The 14,189-nt window shown below is 64.4% G+C and carries 14 protein-coding genes; 9 read left to right on the forward strand and 5 right to left on the reverse strand.

The features are described 5' to 3' along the window. Window positions 1-20: 20 nt before the first annotated feature. Together AC1RRE_RS01740 and AC1RRE_RS01745 are read right to left on the reverse strand one after the other, a co-directional pair. On the reverse strand, window positions 21-1,910 hold the full coding sequence (locus AC1RRE_RS01740) for a bifunctional sugar phosphate isomerase/epimerase/4-hydroxyphenylpyruvate dioxygenase family protein (RefSeq protein WP_492979328.1): 1,890 nt from the start codon (window positions 1,908-1,910) through the stop codon (window positions 21-23). Between the two features lie 126 nt (window positions 1,911-2,036). Next, window positions 2,037-2,747, reverse strand: coding sequence for a TetR family transcriptional regulator (locus AC1RRE_RS01745; RefSeq protein ID WP_492979329.1), 711 nt, complete (start codon window positions 2,745-2,747; stop codon window positions 2,037-2,039). 206 nt (window positions 2,748-2,953) lie between these two features. Between AC1RRE_RS01745 and AC1RRE_RS01750 the strand changes: the two genes are divergently transcribed. From AC1RRE_RS01750 to AC1RRE_RS01775, 6 genes are all read left to right on the forward strand, one after another. Next, window positions 2,954-3,877, forward strand: coding sequence for a shikimate dehydrogenase (locus tag AC1RRE_RS01750; protein WP_492979330.1), 924 nt, complete (start codon window positions 2,954-2,956; stop codon window positions 3,875-3,877). Window positions 3,878-3,941: 64 nt separating this feature from the next. After that, window positions 3,942-4,943, forward strand: a complete 1,002-nt coding sequence (gene dctP, locus AC1RRE_RS01755; protein ID WP_492979331.1) for a TRAP transporter substrate-binding protein DctP — start codon at window positions 3,942-3,944, stop codon at window positions 4,941-4,943. A gap of 85 nt (window positions 4,944-5,028) precedes the next feature. Continuing rightward, on the forward strand, window positions 5,029-5,547 hold the full coding sequence (locus AC1RRE_RS01760) for a TRAP transporter small permease (protein ID WP_492979332.1): 519 nt from the start codon (window positions 5,029-5,031) through the stop codon (window positions 5,545-5,547). Next, window positions 5,544-6,845 (forward strand): TRAP transporter large permease, encoded by a 1,302-nt coding sequence (locus AC1RRE_RS01765; protein WP_492979333.1) that lies wholly within the window; start codon window positions 5,544-5,546, stop codon window positions 6,843-6,845. Before AC1RRE_RS01760 ends, AC1RRE_RS01765 begins: the two co-directional genes overlap by 4 nt. Window positions 6,846-6,859: 14 nt before the next feature. Continuing rightward, window positions 6,860-7,336 carry a type II 3-dehydroquinate dehydratase gene (gene aroQ, locus AC1RRE_RS01770; RefSeq protein ID WP_492979334.1) on the forward strand — a complete coding sequence of 159 codons (477 nt, stop codon included), beginning with the start codon at window positions 6,860-6,862 and terminating at the stop codon, window positions 7,334-7,336. Between the two features lie 10 nt (window positions 7,337-7,346). Beyond that, window positions 7,347-7,973, forward strand: coding sequence for a hypothetical protein (locus AC1RRE_RS01775; protein ID WP_492979335.1), 627 nt, complete (start codon window positions 7,347-7,349; stop codon window positions 7,971-7,973). A 55-nt stretch (window positions 7,974-8,028) separates the two neighbouring features. Here the strand turns inward: AC1RRE_RS01775 and AC1RRE_RS01780 are convergent, their stop codons facing one another. From AC1RRE_RS01780 to AC1RRE_RS01790, 3 genes are all read right to left on the reverse strand, one after another. Then, complete coding sequence (locus tag AC1RRE_RS01780; protein ID WP_492979336.1) at window positions 8,029-9,387, reverse strand: vanadium-dependent haloperoxidase; 1,359 nt, start codon at window positions 9,385-9,387, stop codon at window positions 8,029-8,031. Window positions 9,388-9,558: 171 nt separating this feature from the next. Further along, window positions 9,559-9,969, reverse strand: a complete 411-nt coding sequence (locus AC1RRE_RS01785) for a VOC family protein (protein WP_492979337.1) — start codon at window positions 9,967-9,969, stop codon at window positions 9,559-9,561. A 22-nt stretch (window positions 9,970-9,991) separates the two neighbouring features. Next, window positions 9,992-10,504 carry a MarR family winged helix-turn-helix transcriptional regulator gene (locus tag AC1RRE_RS01790; RefSeq protein WP_492979338.1) on the reverse strand — a complete coding sequence of 171 codons (513 nt, stop codon included), beginning with the start codon at window positions 10,502-10,504 and terminating at the stop codon, window positions 9,992-9,994. A gap of 67 nt (window positions 10,505-10,571) precedes the next feature. On the opposite strand from AC1RRE_RS01790, the gene AC1RRE_RS01795 reads away from it, so the two are divergent. From AC1RRE_RS01795 to AC1RRE_RS01805, 3 genes are all read left to right on the forward strand, one after another. Then, on the forward strand, window positions 10,572-10,934 hold the full coding sequence (locus AC1RRE_RS01795) for a DUF1428 domain-containing protein (RefSeq protein WP_492979339.1): 363 nt from the start codon (window positions 10,572-10,574) through the stop codon (window positions 10,932-10,934). Window positions 10,935-10,997: 63 nt separating this feature from the next. Continuing rightward, window positions 10,998-12,254, forward strand: a complete 1,257-nt coding sequence (locus AC1RRE_RS01800; RefSeq protein WP_492979340.1) for an FAD-dependent oxidoreductase — start codon at window positions 10,998-11,000, stop codon at window positions 12,252-12,254. Then, window positions 12,254-14,125 carry an AsmA family protein gene (locus tag AC1RRE_RS01805; RefSeq protein ID WP_492979341.1) on the forward strand — a complete coding sequence of 624 codons (1,872 nt, stop codon included), beginning with the start codon at window positions 12,254-12,256 and terminating at the stop codon, window positions 14,123-14,125. The genes AC1RRE_RS01800 and AC1RRE_RS01805 overlap by 1 nt, the downstream gene beginning before the upstream one ends. Window positions 14,126-14,189: the final 64 nt, after the last annotated feature.

Genomic DNA, 14,189 nt, shown 5'->3' on the forward strand with positions numbered 1-14,189 from the left:
GCCACCCATTTCATGGCCGTCTAAATCTCCACCTGCGCCTTCGGCCTGATGTCGCGTTTCTGCGCGGCGATGCGGAAGGGTGCGTTGGGCGCGCCATAGCCGGCATAGCGGCGGCGCTGCACGATCTCGAAGAAAAAGCCCTCGCCGTAATTCGGGCTGTAGATCTGGAAATACTCGCCCTCGGCGTCGCGGTCGTAGAGGATGTTGTCCTCGCGCAGGCGATCCAGCAAATCAGGATCGAGGCCGAAGCGCGCCTCGATGTCGTCGTAATAGTTGGGCGAGATGGCGAGTGGCCGGAAGCCGTTCCGCTTCATCGCCGCGACGGTCCTGAAGATATCCGCGCTGGAAAAGGCGAGATGCTGCACGGCCGAGCCGAAGCTTTCGGCGATGAAATGGCCCGCCAGCGTGCGCCGGTTCTCGGCGCCGTTGAGCGTGATGCGTAGAGACCCGGTCTCGTTCTCGATCACCTGACTGCGCACCAGGCCGGCCGGATCGACAATATCCACCATCGGTGTTTTCCGGGCGGCGAAGATCGAGGTGTAGAAGAGAATCCAGGTCAGCATCTCTTCGTAATTCATGGTCTGCGCCACGTGATCGATCGCGACGAGACCGGCATCCTGCACGGTGTCGTCGTCCCCGACCGGCTCGAAATCGATCTCCCACAGCCGCGCCAGATCGCTTTTGGCGTCGATGAAATGCATGACGCCGCCGCCGACGCCGCGGATGGCGGGGATGCTGAGCTCGCCAGGCCCCACGGCCTGTTCGAACAATTCAGCGCCGAGCGCCCGGGCGCGCGTCACCGTCGCAGCGGCGTCCTCGACGCGCAGGCCGATGTCGCAGACCGTGGTGCCGTGCATCAGATAGGCCGCATGGGCAAAGCCCTCGCGTTCGGTGTTGATCAGCAGGTTTATCTGGCCTTGCCGCCAGAGCGTGACATCCTTTGTCTTGTGCCTTGCCGCCTTGCGAAAGCCGAACATGCGGAACAGGCCGGCCAGCTCGGCCGCCTCATGCTCGTCGGCGGCGAATTCCAGGAATTCGACGCCGTCGCTGGCGATGCGGTCCGGGATGTCGGGCACCATGATCTTCGTGCCCGGCTCCTCGCGACGCACGTGATCCATCAGGTTGACCAGCGAGCGCTTGCCATCGATGGCGATGGCCTTGGGTGAGCCGCCGCGGAACTGGTCGTTGAAGATTTCCAGCGACAGCACGTCGTCATAGCCTGTGGCCGCCACCGCGCGCATGAAATCCACCACGGGCAGATCGCCCTGGCCCGGCATGTTGCGGTAATGCCGGCTCCAGTGCAGCAGCTCCATCTCGATCAGCGGCGCATCGGCCAACTGCACGATGAAAATCTTGTCCCTGGGGATGGCGCGGATCGAGGCCACGTCGATCTTGCGCGCCAGCGTGTGGAAGCTGTCGAGGATGAGGCCGATATTGGGGTGATCGGCGCGGCGCACGATTTCCCAGGCATCGCGATGGTCGTTGATATGGCGGCCCCAGGCGAGCGCCTCGTAGCCGACGCGCAGGCCGCGCTTCGCCGCCCGCTCGCCCAGTTCGCGGAAGTCGTCGGCGGCGCGGTCGATGCCGCCCAGCGATACCGGCGAGACATTCGAGCAGACCAGCATCAGGTCGGTGCCCAGCTCCTGCATGATGTCGAACTTGCGCTCGGCGCGATCAAAGGTGCGGCTGCGCTGCGGCTCGGGCATGCCCTCGAAATCGCGAAACGGCTGGAACAGCGTGATCTGCAGGCCGGCATCCCGCACGATGCGGCCAACTTCGCGCGGGCTGCCGTCGAAGGCGAGGAAGTCATTCTCGAAAATCTCGACGCCGTCGAAGCCGGCGGCCGCGATGGCCTGCAGCTTTTCGACGAGCGTGCCGCTGATCGTCACCGTCGCGATCGAGGTCTTCATGCCATCGCCTCCCGGGCCGGTCTTTTATGTCCTAACCAGTTCGTACATTGTAGGGCGGCAGGCGAGACCGGTCAAATTGCCGGCTTTCAGGCCGGCAAAGCTGCGGTTTTACTCAGGCCGGACAGATCAGGCGGGAGATTTCAGGACGTTGCGCAGCACCATGTCGACCACGCGGGCGCGTAGCGCGGCGAGCGCCTTTTTCGATGCCAGGTCGACGCGGAAAATCTGCGAGAAGGTCGCCCGGTTCGAGACATTGAAGAAGCAGAGCGCACTGATCTGCCAGTGCAGTTCGATAGCGGTGAGCCCCTTGCGGAAGATGCCGTCCTGCAGGCCGCGCTGGTAGATGCGCTCAAGCTCGCCGATGGCGGAGACGTTCAGCTCCTGGATCGTCTTCGAGCGGCCGAGATAGTCGCCGTGATGGATGTTCTCGATCATCACCAGGCGGATGAAGGCCTCGTGCGAATTGTGGTGATCGAAGGTGAATTCGACCAGCTTGCGCAGCGCATCGGCCGGGCGCAGATGTTCCAGATCGAGCTGCGCTTCCGTGGTGCGGACGCGGCGATAGGCGTCTTCCAGCACCGCCAGATACAGGCCGTCCTTGTCGCCGAAATAGTAATAGATCATCCGCTTGCTGGAGCCGGTCTTGGCGGCGATCTCGTCCACGCGCGCACCCGACAGGCCATTCTGCGCGAATTCGCGGGTGGCGACCTCGATGATGTCCTGCTTGGTCGCGTCCGGGCTGCGCGCCTTCGATCCCGCTTTCCTGCGGGGGGACTTGGCGCTGGCGGATGTCGCGCGCCTGGATTTCGGCACGGCGGATTTGGTGGGTGCTGTCATCGCGTCGGGGCTTCTCGCAGGCGCTCCAGGTCATGACCGGGCTGGTGACCGTTGCAGCATACTGCCTCCGGATCGCCCCGTTGCAAATACCTAAGGTGGCAGAAACAAACAGATTTTTCCGCACCGCGGCCAGCCTGCCTGTCGGCCGCGTTTGACTATACTAACTGTTTCGTACATTGTGCAGTCTAGGGATTTCGGGAGGAACCGTGCAGATCAAGCACGACACATGCGAGGCGCTGCTGCGGGCAGTCGTCGCGGCGCATCCGGCGACGGACCATGCTGCCGGCGCGGCGAAGCCGGTGCTGGTCGGCCTGCTGGGCCGTGGCATCCAGCAATCCCGCACCCCCATGATGCATGAGCGCGAGGCCGCCCGTCTGGGCCTGCGCTGTTCCTATGTGCTGGTCGATTTCGACCGCTTGGGCCTGCCCGACAGCGCCCTGCCGGGCATGCTGGCCGCCGGCGCGGCGCTGGGGTTCCAGGGCTTCAATGTCACGCATCCCTTCAAGCAGCAGATCATGCCCTGCCTGACCGCGCTGTCGCCCGAGGCCGCCGCCATCGGCGCGGTGAATACCGTGGTTTACGGCAAGGGCGGCACCACCGGCGACAACACCGACTGCTGGGGCTTTGCCGAAAGCTTCCGCGCCGGACTGGCTGGTGTGCCGCTGCGCCAGGTGGTGCAGTTCGGCGCCGGCGGCGCCGGTGCGGCCGTCGCCTATGCCCTGATGGAGCTGGGGACGGAGAGTCTCGACATCGTGGACAGCAATCCCGCCCGGGCGCAGGCCCTGGCCCTGCGGATGCGCGTCGACTGGGGCGACCGCGTGCGGGCGACCGAGGCCGTCGCAGAGGCGCTCGGCCAAGCCGACGGACTGGTGAACGCCACGCCGGTCGGCATGACGAAATATCCCGGCATGCCCTTCGCGGCCGCGCAGCTGCGCGCCCAGCACTGGGTCGCCGAGATCATCTATTTCCCGGAAGAGACCGAGCTGCTGCGCGCGGCGCGGCGCTTGAGCTGCCGCACGCTGGCCGGCACCGGCATGGCGATCGGCCAGGCGGTACGCGCCTTTGAACTGTTCACCGGACAAAAGTCCGACATGGCATCCATGGCCACGCATTTCGAAGCGGCCGCATAAGGAGCGAAACCAGTAGCGTACCCATCGAGCGTCTTGCTGTAAAAACACCCATCGGGAGGAAACAATGACAGCATCTACCACACGTCGCCGGTTTCTCGCCGGCACCGGCCTTGCCGCTACGGCGCTGGGGCTTCCAGCCCTGACGACCTCCGCGATGGCGCAGGCCAAGCCGAAACTGCGTTTCTCGGCCGTCTTCTCGGAGCAGGATATCCGCGCCGAGATGATGAAGAAGTTCGCCGACGGCACCGCGAACGACTTCACGTTCGAAGGCTATTACGGCGGCAACCTGTTCAAGCAGGGCACCGAGCTGGTGGCGATCCAGCGCGGCAACCTGGAAATGGGCAATATCGCGCCGCAGGATATCTCGAAGCAGATTCCGGCCTGGTCGATCCTGACCGCCGCCTATCTGTTCCGCGACGCCGATCACCTGACCAAGTTCTTCGCCAGCCCGGCCGGCGCCGAGATGAAGAAGCTGGCCGATGACCAGCTCGGCGTGCATATCCTGGGCCCAACCTATTTCGGCGCGCGCCAGATCGGCCTGAAGCCGAACAAGAAGATCAACACCCCGGCCGACATGGCCGGCATCAAGCTGCGCATGCCGCCGGGCGAGACCTGGCAGTTCCTGGGCGAATCAATCGGCGCCAATCCGACCGCGATGGCTTATGCCGAAGTGTACACAGGCCTGCAGACGGGTGCGATCGACGGCCAGGACAACCCGCTGCCCAACGTCGAGAACATGAAGTTCTACGAAGTGATGTCGCAGATCGTGCTGACCTCGCATCTGGTCGGCTTCGACCTGCTCACCGTGTCGAGCAAGACCTGGAAGGGCATGTCGGCCGAGCAGCAGAAGCGCTTCCAGGCGGCTGCCGATTCCGCCATCGACTTCTCGACCAAGAAGCACCAGGCGCGCGAAAAGGAACTGCTCGAGCTGTTCAAGAGCAAGGGCCTGGCCATCTACGAGCCGGACCAGGCCGCCTTCCGCAAGCATGCGCAGGCCAAGTATCTGGCCAGCGACCTGGCCAAGGACTGGCCGAAGGGCATGGTCGAGAAGATCAACGCGCTTTAATGACCTGCGGCGGGAGCCTTTTCCGGCTCCCGCCGTACCTTTTCTTTCAGTGCAGACGTTTCTTTCAGTGCAGACAGGGGAATCCGTGCAGCAGGCACTCAACCACTGGGCCGGATGGCTCTACCGCCGCGGTGAAAATGTGCTGGCCGCTATGCTGGGCGCCATGTTCGCCGTCTTCATCCTGCAGATTATCTTCCGCTACCTGCTAAACCTGCCGATCGGCTGGACCAACGAGGTCAGCACCGTGCTCTGGGTCTGGCTGGTGCTGTGGGGCGCCGCCTTCGTGATCCGCGAGGAAGAGGAAATCCGTTTCGACCTGATCTATGGCGCAGTGGGGCCGAAGGTGCGGCGCTACATGATGCTGGTCGCCACCGTCTCGACCGTGATCCTCTATGGCGTCTCCTTCCCGGCCACCATCGACTACGTCACCTTCATGAAGGTGGAAAAGGCCGCCTACCTGAAGATCCGCATGGACTGGCTGTATTCCATCTACATCGTTTTCGTCGCGGCCGTCCTGGTCCGCTATCTCTGGCTGTCCTGGCAGGCCCTGCGCGGCAAAACTGCCGAAGATATCGATCCGACAAAGGCGGCGTCCGGCGTATGAACCTCGCAAGCCCGTTTTCCATCGCCATCGTCGCCATGACGGCGCTGGCTTTCCTCGGCCTGCCCATCGGCCATGCCATGATCATCGGTTCGGTGCTGTATCTGTGGATTGCCGGCCTCGACATGGGCACCGCCGCCGAGCAGCTGCTGAACGGCATGTACACCAACTACGTCATCCTCGCCGTACCGCTGTTCATCCTAGCGGCCGAGCTGATGAATATCGGCTCGATGACCGAACGCCTGCTGAATTTCTGCAATGCCATCGTCGGCCGCTTCCGCGGCGGTCTGGCGCAGGTGAACGTGGTGCAGAGCATCATCTTCGCCGGCATGTCCGGTTCGGCCATCGCCGATGCCGCCGGCACCGGCAAGATGATGCAGACCATGATGACGGCAGACGGCAAATACCGCGCCAGCTATGCCGCCGCGCTCACCGCCGTCACCGCGGTGATCGGGCCGATCATTCCGCCGTCGATCCCGATGATCCTGTTCGCGCTGGTCTCGGATGCCTCCATCGGCTACTTGTTCCTCGGCGGCGTGATCCCCGGCCTGCTGATGGCCGGTGCGCAGATGCTGATCGTCGCCTGGGGCGCGCGGCGCGAGAATTTCCCGGTCGAAAAACCGACGCCATTGCGCGACCTGCCGCGCATCACCTGGCAGGCCTTCCCCAGCCTGATGATGCCGGTGGTGCTGCTGGGCGGCATCTATAGCGGCATCACCACGCCGACAGAGGCCGCCGCCGTGGCCGCCGCCTATGCGCTGATCATTTCCGTGGTGCTGTATCGCAGCGTCAGCTTCCGCGACTTCTACAGATCCATTCTGGCCAGCGCCCGCACCTCGGCCTCGATCGGCATGCTGATCGCCGGCGCGCTGGTCTTCAACTATGTCGTGACGGTGGAGAATATCCCCGAGGGCATCAAGGTGCTGCTGGCGGGCTGGCAATTGTCGCCCATCGGCTTCCTGGTCCTGGTCAACATCCTGCTGCTGCTGCTGGGTTGCCTGCTGGAAGGCACCACGATCCTGCTGGTGATCGTGCCGGTGCTGATCCCGGCGGCCCAGGCGCTGGGCATCGACATGGTGCATTTCGGCGTCATGGTGGTGGTCAACATCATGCTCGGCCTGATCACGCCGCCCTATGGCCTGCTGCTGTTCGTGATGACGCGCATCGCCGAGGTGCCGATCCGCGACATCGTGAAGGATACGCTGCCCTTCCTCTGGGCGATGATCGTCTCGCTGGCGCTGATCACCTTCTTCCCGGAGCTGGTGCTGTGGCTGCCGAAGCAGCTAGGCTATCAGGGCTGACGAAAGGACATCGCATGGCAAAGGCCAGGCTCCTCATCCTCAACGGACCCAATCTCAACCTGCTGGGCATCCGCGAACCGCATATCTACGGTTCGACCACGCTGGACGAGGTCCGGCAGGGCTGCGAAGCCTTTGCCGCCGCCAACAAGGCGGCTGTGGACTTCCGCCAGTCCAACCATGAGGGCGTGCTGGTCGATGCCATCCAGGAGGCCCGCACAAAAGCCGATGCGATCATCATCAATCCGGCGGGCTATTCCTTCACCTCGGTCGCCATCTTCGATGCGCTGAAGACTTTCGAGGGACCGATCATCGAGGTGCATATCTCGAATATCCACGCGCGCGACGAACTGCACCGGCATTCAAAACTGTCAGCCGCCGTGAAGGGCGTGATCTGCGGCCTTGGCCCCTATGGCTATATCCTGGCCATGCAGGCCGCGCTGCAGAATCTGGGCAAGCTGCCGGGCGGCGTCCGCCGCGTCGGCAACGGCTAGGCGACACGCCATGCAGGGTGACGGTTTCCTGGCGATCTGGAGCGATGTCGCAGTTGCCCAGGAAACCGATTACCTGCACTGGCTCACGCGCGAGCATACGGCCGAACGGCTGGGTGTCGATGGCTTCATCGCCGTGCGCGTGTTCCGGGCGATTATCGAGGGCGTGAACCGCTTCCTGATCATCTACGAGCTGGACAGTCCGGACGCCCTGTCGGGTCAGTCCTATCTTGATCGCCTGAATGCGCCGACGCCGTGGTCGCAGCGCATCATGCCGATCCTGCAGAATTTCGTGCGTGGCGGCGGACGGCGCGTGAAGTCCATGGGCACCGGCTGCGGCGGCTATATGGCTGCGCTGCCATCCGATGACAAACGTCTGGATGCGGACACCCTGCTGTCCAGCCTGATGGCGCAGGATCGCATCGCCGCCGTCCATCTGCTGGAAACCGATCAGGCGAAAACCGCGATCAAGACCCATGAGAAAAGCCTGCGGCCGCAGGACCAGTCCTTCACCAGCCTTGTGCTGGTCGAAGGTCTGGATCAGGCGGCGATCCGTCAGGCGCTGGCCGCCCTGCCAGATCACACTGCCGGCACCCTGCCGCTCTATGCCCTGATGTTCACACTGGCGCGGCGCGGCTGATCCAAAAAGAAAAGCCACCGGCAGGTTTGCCGGTGGCTTTGTCACATGGACCGGCTTACTTGGCGAAAGCCCGCGTCAGAGCCCGTTCGCCCACCTTGCGGCCGATCTCCTGGCCGCCCTCGATATCGAAGCGGTAGTGGATGCCGGCCCAGATCCGAGCCTCGGCTGCTTCCGTGCCGATGGCGAGCAGACGCTCGGCATCCTGCGGAAAAGCCTTGGCCAGCACCACGGCCGCTGCCGTGGAGAAGCAGGCATGCGCCGAAGGGAAGGAAGGATGATTGGGCGCCGTCACCACTGTCTTCAGGTCGGTATCCATCTGCGAGGGACGCGGATACCAGTAGACATACTTCGCATCCCAGCAGCTGATGCCGGCATCGATCATGGCGACATTCATCGCCGTGAGGATGCGAGCGGTGACGGCGGATGACGTGCCGTATTCCATCGCCTTGGTGCGCGCGATCTCATTCCACAACGAATGCGCCCGGGCGCCGCCGAACACTTCCCAGTAGGTGGCGCGATGATTGCTCTTGGGCGTGCGCGCGAAGGTCTTCAGCTCGTTGAGGTCGGTCTTGAAGCGATCCGAGCCGATCGCCGGCGGCGCCGCCGGACGGAACTCGCTGGGATGCGCCATCACCCAGGTCTGCCAGCCGGCAGCCGCAGGCGCGACCGGCGGGCTGGCCGTCTTCCACAGGCCCGGGCCATCCGGAATCGTGCCGTCCCATTTCGCATCCGACTTGTCGCTCTTGCCACGGGCGATCGCCAGCGCGGCAACCTGCTTGCCGATGGCGCGACCGGCGGCCGCTTCATAGGGATAATCGACGCCCGCCGCGAGGCGCACATTGATCGCCGCCTCTGCGCGCGCCGCAAGCGCCGCAGCGCGGGCCGGGAAGAGATAGGCAAGCACATCGGCCGCAGCGGCGGCGACGGCGGCATGCTCGGACGGCACCAGCGAAGCCGGCGACTGCGCCTTGATGGCCGCATCGACCGTCTGGGAGCGGGACTGATAGCCGCTCTGGCGATGGCTCTGGCTGACAGCGATGGCGTCGTCCAGCGCCGCATGGAACAGGGCCAGATGCCGGACCGCCATCGGCAGGGTCACGAAGCCATCCTGGATTTCGTCGATGACGATTTCATTCCAGCGATAGACCGGGCCGCCGACCGACCACCAGCGATATTGCGCGACATCATTCTGCGAGCGCTTGGCGACGATGCCCTTCAGGGCATCGACCTCGCCCTGCAGGCTCTTCGGCGCGGCATCGACGGCGATATCCTTGTGTGATTTGACCAGCCAGCCTTCAGCGCGCGGCGCCGATACGCCGACCTGCGCCAGGGCGCCGACAGGCGGCAACGTCACGATGGCGGTAGCCATGGCGCAGGCCAGGGCAACGGGAATCATACGGAATGGTTTGATCATCGGGGCTTCCTTTGCTGTAACAGGAAGTCACCCTTCGACCGATCGTCACGTGAATTCCAGTTCATTTTGTGAACTGTTGACGATACAGGATTGACCACGGCGCGCCCGCGCGGGCTTTTGATCAATAATCCGAAGTTCTTGTCCTAAAAACCGCGCTCCGGAGACGCTCCGTCACATCTTCGGAACGGTATTGACCATCCAGGGAATGCCGAACTTGTCGGTCAGCATGCCGAAGCGCGGCGACCAGAAAGTCTCCTGCAGCGCCATGGTGACGCTGCCGCCGGCAACCAGCGCATTGAACAGGCGCTCAGCCTCATCCGGCGTATCGACGGCGATGGCGACCGACATGCCCTTGGTCGGTTCATACATGCCCGGCGGCGCATCGCTGGCCATCAGGATGATGTTGCCGACCTGCATGCTGATATGGATGATCTTGTCCTTGAACTCCGGCGCCATGCCTTCGCAGCCCGGCGACGCACCGAAGGTCATCTTCTCGCCGATCCTGGCGTTGAAGCAGGTCTCGTAAAAGCGGAACGCTTCTTCGCAGCGGCCGTCAAACATCAGGTAAGGGCTGAACTGCATGGGGCGGCTCCTTTCGGACAGGTTATGAAAGCGCGCGCAGATCGGCGCGCAGATCGTCAAGCCCAGTCGCCGTAACCAGGCGGTCGAGCGCCCGGTGCGTGCGCTTCCAGATCGGCAGCGCCACCATCAGCAGTCTGTGACCGGCCGTGGTCAGCGACAGCCGGCGGCTGCGCCGGTCGGCCGCATCCACATCCACCATCAGCAGGCCGCGCCGTTCCAGCGGCTTGATATTCGCCGTCAACGTCGTGCGGTCCATCGCCAGAAAAGATGAAACCTCTGCCATCGTCGCGGGTTCAGGCCGGTTAAGCGACATCAGCAACGAGAACTGCCCATGGGTGAGATCGAGCGGCCGCAGCGCCTCGTCGAACCGGCGTGCCAGGCGGCGCGCGGCGCGCTGCACATGCAGGCAGAGGCAGCTGTCGCGCACCATGGCGGTGGCCTCAAGCGGCAGACCGAATTTCGGCGGCAGCGCGCCGGTGTCATGAAACCGGCCGGTGTGACCGGATACACGTTTGGGGGCGGGGCCTTTTGACATGCCGGTATTATGTTGATATCAACCTATTCGTCAAGACGGATGGAAACAGCGAGAGGGAGCTGAGCGCATGACTTACGTGGATGGTTTCGTGCTGACGGTGCCGAAGAAGAAACTGCCGGCCTACAAGAAGATGGCCACGGCTGCCAGCAAGATCTGGCGCGAGCATGGCGCGGTCGAGTATCGCGAATGCGTGCAGGAAGATGCGAAGGTCATGATGGGCGTGCCGTTCCCCAAGCTGGCCAAGGCCAAGGCCGGCGAGGTCGTGATTTTTGCCTATATCACCTACAAGTCGCGCAAGCAGCGCGACGCGGTGAATGCCAAGGTGATGAAGGACCCGCGTACCCACGCGCTGTGCCCGGACCCGAAGAAGGCACCCTTCGACGTCAAGCGCATGGCCTATGGCGGCTTTGAGTCCATCGTGAGCGCATAAGACAGGCCTGAAAAGGCGGGCAACTGCCATATTTCCACCGCAGTTGCCCGCTTCACTGCCGGCATGCTGGCCGCCGATCCTGAGTCCGTCACCGCCACACCGTCCAGCCGCACCACCTGCGTGATCGCCGGCGGCGGGCCGGCCGGGATGATGCTGGGGCTGCTGCTGGCCCGTGCCGGCATCGCCGTCACCGTGCTGGAAAAGCACAAGGACTTCTTCCGCGATTTCCGCGGCGACACCATCCACACCTCGACGCTGGAAGTGCTGCGCGAGCTTGGTCTGCTCGAAGCCTTCCTGAGAGTGCCGCACCAGAAGGCCTACACCTTGAGCGGCCGCTTCGGGCAGGACAGCCTCACGCTGGCCGAGTTCAAGTATCTGCCCACGCCGTGCAAATACGTCGCCTTCATGCCGCAGTGGGATTTCCTCGACTTCCTGAAACGGCAGGCGAGCCGCTATCCCGCCTTCACCCTGCGCATGGAAGCCAAGGCCAATGCGCTGCTGCGCCAGCATGGCCGCGTCAGCGGCGTGCGCGTGAAGACAGTGCAAGGCTATGAAGAGATTCACGCCGACCTGGTCGTGGCCTGCGACGGCCGCGGGTCCGAATTGCGGCACCAGAGTGGCCTGCCGGTGATCGACCTGGGCTCGCCCATCGACGCCCTGTGGTTCCGGCTGGCGCGCGGGCCTGACGATCCGCATGAACTGGTCGGCCGCATCGACCGCGGCCAGCTGCTGGCCATGATCGACCGCGGCGACTACTGGCAATGCGCCTATGTGATTCCGAAGGATGGCCTTGCGGGCCTGAAGACGCGCGGGCTTGCGGCCTTGCGCGCCGATCTCGCGCATCTGGTCCCCTTTGCCGCCGCACGGCTGGAGGAAGCGCTGAAAAGCTGGGACGACCTGAAACTGCTGTCGGTGCAGGTCAACCGCCTGCATCGCTGGCATGCGCCGGGCCTGCTGTGCATCGGCGATGCCGCCCATGCGATGTCGCCGGTCGGCGGCGTCGGCATCAACCTCGCCATCCAGGATGCGGTGGCGGCCGCCAACCTGCTGCATGCGGCCCTGAAGGAGGGCGCTGTCTCCGATCGCCTTCTTGAACAGGTGCAGGCGCGACGGGAAAAGCCGACCAAGATGATCCAAGGCTTCCAGGTCCGCACACAGACCTTCCTGTTCGAACGCGTGCTGTCGCAGAGCGGCCCCTTGCGTGCGCCATGGTTCCTCAAGATGATCACCCGGCTGCCGCTGCTGCGCGGCCTGCTGCCCCGGCTGATCGCTCTTGGTCCCCGCCGGGAACATGTGGAAAGTCCCAACGTTCACCAGTGATGCGTTTTTGGCTGAAAATTGCCCTCGTCGGCTTTGCCCTCGCGGTGCTGCTGCTGTTTCTGGCCGCCGCCATCGTGGGCCTGTGGCCGCGCGCCGCCGCTGAGGCGCTGGCCAGCCGGCTGCTGCAGCGGCCGGTGACCGTCAACACGCTGGAGATCGGCTGGGGCGATCCACTGCGCGTGACGCTGCGCGACCTCACGCTTGGCAATGCGCCGGGCCTGGAGGCCAGCCATATGATCACCATCACCAGCCTGGATGCCGAGGTCGACCGCAAGGCGCTGTTCGAGGGCCGCGTGGTCTATCGCCGCCTGCGCGTCGAAAAGCCCGTGGTGATTCTGGAGCGCGATGCCAAGGGTCATGGCAACTGGAGTTTCGGCAGTGGCAGCAGCGGCAGCCATCCGAATGGCGGCCTTGCCCTGATCCCGAAGAACCGCACGCAATTCCCCAGCCTGCTCGACATGACCGTAACCCAGGGCATGGTGCGGTATCGCGCCTCGTCGGGCCAGTGGATCTCGATCCCGCTGGACGACCTGCGCATCCAGGCGCAGGACGAAAACGCGCCGGTGACGCTGACGCTGGATGGCGGCTACAACGACACCGATGCGCAGCTCAGTGCCACCACGGCCTCGTTCAACACGCTGCGCGACAAGGATACGCCCTTCGATACCGGCTTCAACATCGTCACGCCATCGGCGCGCATCGACTTCAAGGGCGTGATGACCGAGCCGCTGGATTTCGAAGGCGTGCAGGGCCGGCTGTCGCTGGATGCGCCGCAGATGGATGCCCTGCTCAGCATCTTCAAAAGCGCCATCGGACTGGACCGCGTGCCGCTGCGCATGGCCGGCGCCTTCACCCGCAACGGCGACCTGTGGCATCTCGATGGACTCAACGGCGATCTGGCCGGCAATCCCTTCGAGGGCAGCCTCGCCCTGCAGGAAGGCCCGCGCGGCCGCAGCGACCAGATTCGCGTGGTGCTGGATTTCGCAACCCTCGATCTGGCGCCGCTGTTTCCCGCCGGCGACAAGGCGGCGGCCACGAAGCAGCCCGGCTGGCGCGGCGTGAAGCTGCAGCCGCCGACGGCACGCGATACAGCGGAGGTCGACCTGCAGGTGACTGCACAGCGCTTCCGGTATGCGCCCTGGCAAGCGGAAGAACTGACCCTGGCGGCGCTGCTGGTGCCCGGCGATATCCGCATCGAGCGGCTGGCGGCGAAACTCGCCGATGGCGATCTCGAACTGCGCGGCACGATGACGGCAGCAAAAGACTCTGGCGAGAAAGACGCCGGCAAGCTGGCGATGACGGTGAAGATCGACCACGCCAATGCCGACCGCCTGCTGCCGATGCTGGGCCTGCCGGCCGGACAGCTGGCCGGCGCGCTCGACCTGCGCAGCACACTGACCATGCAGGGCGCGACGCTCGGCCAGGCGTTGCGCACGGCGCAGGGCCAGAGCGTGATCGCCATGCAAGAAGGCCGTATCGCGCGTGGTCTGGTCGAACTGGCCTCGGCCGACCTGCGCACGCTGTTCCGCCAGAAGGATGAAGCCAGCCGCCTGGTCTGCCTGCTGGCGGTGAGCGACGTGAAGGACGGCAAGGGCCGCCTGTCTCCTCTTGTTTTACGCAGTGCCGGCGGCACGGTGCGCGGCGCCGGCGGCTTCAACCTGATCGATCCCAGCATCGACCTGCTGATCCAGTCCGATCCGAAAACCACAGGGTCTTTCGCACTCGACATCCCGATCCGCCTGCACGGGCCGCTGAACGGCGACGACCTGAGCGCCACGCCCCTGCGCACCGCGCGCCTTCCGGAATTGCCGGTTCCTGCCTTGCAGGGCGAAGCCGCGAAGCTGGCGCAAAGCAATCCCTGCTGGAAATAAGGCGAAAATCGGCCATCCGGAACCGGGCCGCGACGGCAGCGTTTCCTGACCCTCTGGTGTCCGG

It is taken from the genome of Ferrovibrio sp. GW821-FHT12D07, assembly GCF_058807275.1.

Coding starts and splice junctions, on each gene's coding strand:
- AC1RRE_RS01765 (WP_492979333.1), top strand. CDS start 5,544: ATGAACCTCGCAAGCCCGTTTTCCATCGCCATCGTCGCCATGACGGCG.
- AC1RRE_RS01790 (WP_492979338.1), bottom strand. CDS start 10,504: ATGTCAAAAGGCCCCGCCCCCAAACGTGTATCCGGTCACACCGGCCGG.
- AC1RRE_RS01740 (WP_492979328.1), bottom strand. CDS start 1,910: ATGAAGACCTCGATCGCGACGGTGACGATCAGCGGCACGCTCGTCGAA.
- AC1RRE_RS01785 (WP_492979337.1), bottom strand. CDS start 9,969: ATGCAGTTCAGCCCTTACCTGATGTTTGACGGCCGCTGCGAAGAAGCG.
- AC1RRE_RS01775 (WP_492979335.1), top strand. CDS start 7,347: ATGCAGGGTGACGGTTTCCTGGCGATCTGGAGCGATGTCGCAGTTGCC.
- AC1RRE_RS01800 (WP_492979340.1), top strand. CDS start 10,998: ATGCTGGCCGCCGATCCTGAGTCCGTCACCGCCACACCGTCCAGCCGC.
- AC1RRE_RS01780 (WP_492979336.1), bottom strand. CDS start 9,387: ATGATCAAACCATTCCGTATGATTCCCGTTGCCCTGGCCTGCGCCATG.
- AC1RRE_RS01805 (WP_492979341.1), top strand. CDS start 12,254: ATGCGTTTTTGGCTGAAAATTGCCCTCGTCGGCTTTGCCCTCGCGGTG.
- AC1RRE_RS01795 (WP_492979339.1), top strand. CDS start 10,572: ATGACTTACGTGGATGGTTTCGTGCTGACGGTGCCGAAGAAGAAACTG.
- dctP (WP_492979331.1), top strand. CDS start 3,942: ATGACAGCATCTACCACACGTCGCCGGTTTCTCGCCGGCACCGGCCTT.
- aroQ (WP_492979334.1), top strand. CDS start 6,860: ATGGCAAAGGCCAGGCTCCTCATCCTCAACGGACCCAATCTCAACCTG.
- AC1RRE_RS01745 (WP_492979329.1), bottom strand. CDS start 2,747: ATGACAGCACCCACCAAATCCGCCGTGCCGAAATCCAGGCGCGCGACA.